The organism is Salinisphaera sp. (assembly GCF_035690525.1).
Classification (GTDB): domain Bacteria; phylum Pseudomonadota; class Gammaproteobacteria; order Nevskiales; family Salinisphaeraceae; genus Salinisphaera.
Map to the genome: position 1 here is coordinate 1 of NZ_DASSKM010000185.1, position 2,067 is coordinate 2,067.

Here is a 2,067-nt window from a genome sequence, read left to right on the forward strand (position 1 = left end):
CGCCGCTGGTCGGGGCTCACCACCGCCCGCAGCGTTACCCCGCCCCGGCGCGAGACCACGCGCGCCAGCGCGCCGTCGTCGATGCCGTAACGCCGGGCATCGGCCGGATGAATCGCCACGAACGGTTCGACGGTGTGCGCCGATAGCCGCGTCGAGCGGGCGGTGCGGGTCAGGGTATGCCAGTGGTCGCGCACCCGGCCGGTGTTGAGCGTCAGCGGCCAGCGCGCGTCCGGCGCATGGGCCGGGCCGCGCGGCGTGAGCGCGACCAGGCGCGGCCGGCCGTCGGCGGTGGAATAGACGCCGTCGGCGAACAGCCGTTTGTCGGCCTCCGGCGATGCGCCGCGCCGGGCCGGCCAGCGTACCGGCGGCATACGGTCGTAAGCGGCGTCATCCAGCGTGGCGAGCGCTTCCAGATTCAGCAAGCGGCGGCCGTCGTTCTCGAACGCGGTCAAGCGGGCGTGCTCGCGGAAGATGGCGGCCGGGCCGTCGTAATCGAAGGCCGCGCCGAAACCCATCCGCCGCGCCACCTGGCAGACGATCCACCAGTCCGGGCGGGCCTCGCCAGGCAATGGCAAGAAGGCGCGCTGGCGCGAGATCATGCGCTCGGAGTTGGTCACCGTGCCGTCTTTTTCGCCCCAGGTGGCCGCCGGCAGCAGCACGTCGGCCAGGTCGGCGGTATCGCCGCGGCGCACGCAGTCCGAAACCACCACCAACTCGCATCGCGCCAATGCGCGCTTCATGCGATCCGCATCCGGCAGGCTCACCGCCGGGTTGGTGGCCATGATCCATACCGCCTTGATCCGCCCGCGCTCGATCGCGTCGAACAGCTCGACGGCCTTGAGCCCGGGCCGGCGCGCGATGGCGGGCGCGCCCCAGAAGCGCCGCACGGCGTCGGCGTGCTCGAAACCCATGTGCGCGGCCAGCGTGTCGGCGAGTCCGCCGACTTCGCGTCCGCCCATGGCGTTGGGCTGGCCGGTGATCGAGAACGGCCCCGCGCCCGGCCGCCCGATGCGGCCGGTCAGCAGGTGGCAGTTGATGATGGCGTTGACCTTGTCGGTGCCGGCCGAGGACTGATTCACGCCCTGCGAAAACAGGATGACGGTGGCCTCGGTGGCGGCGAACCAGCGATAGAAGGTGGCGAGATCATCGGCATCGATAGCGCAGATGCGCGCCACCTCGGCCACGCCGCCGCCGCCGGCCCGGGCCGCCGTCACGGCCGCGTCCGCGCCCGGCAGATCGCCGTACCTACCGCTGTCCGCCAGATACGCCAGCAGGCCGTTGAACAGCGCCACGTCGGTGCCCGGCGCGATCGGCAGATGTAGATCGGCCTCGGCGGCGGTCACCGTGCGGCGCGGATCGATCACCACCCGGCGCTTGCCGGGATTCGCCGTTTGCGCCTCGCTCAGGCGTTGGTAGGCGACCGGATGGCACCAAGCGGTGTTCGAGCCCACCAGCACCGCCAGATCGGCGCGTTCGAGATCGTCGTAACAGCCCGGCACCACGTCCTCGCCGAAAGCGCGCCGATGCCCGGCCACGGCCGAGGACATGCACAGCCGCGAGTTGGTGTCGATGTTGGCGCCGCCGATATAGCCCTTCATGAGCTTGTTGGCGACGTAGTAGTCCTCGGTCAGGAGCTGGCCGGAGACATAGAAAGCGACTGCGTCGGCGCCGTGCGCGGCGATGATGCGTTCGAAGCCGCCGGCGACCGTTGTCAGCGCGGCGTTCCACGACACGCGCGCGCCGCCGGCCCGCGGATGCAGCAGCCGGCCGTCCAGGCCGAGGGTATCGGCCAACGCCGTGCCCTTGGCGCACAGCCGGCCGCGATTGGCGGGGTGCGCGTCGTCGCCGGCGATCGTCACGCGCTCGCCGGCGCGCGTGGCCGCCACGCCGCAGCCCACGCCGCAGTAGGGGCAGGTGGTGCGTACCGCCGCCGCCATCTCAGGCGGCCTCGCCGGCCGTCGCCGCGTCCCGGCAGGCACGGCCGAACAGCAGCGTGTCGCGCAGCGCGCCGACGTCGGTGGCGTCCTGCATGAGCTCGAAATACCAGCCGCCGTCGGCGACGTCGCC

At 72.2% G+C, this 2,067-nt stretch carries 1 protein-coding gene; it reads right to left on the bottom strand.

Annotation, left to right across the window (positions count from 1 at the left end; all coding sequences use genetic code 11):
• A partial coding sequence (locus VFJ08_RS14405) for a molybdopterin oxidoreductase family protein (RefSeq protein ID WP_324997921.1) occupies window positions 1-1,937 on the bottom strand: 1,937 nt, incomplete at its 3' end.
• Window positions 1,938-2,067: the final 130 nt, after the last annotated feature.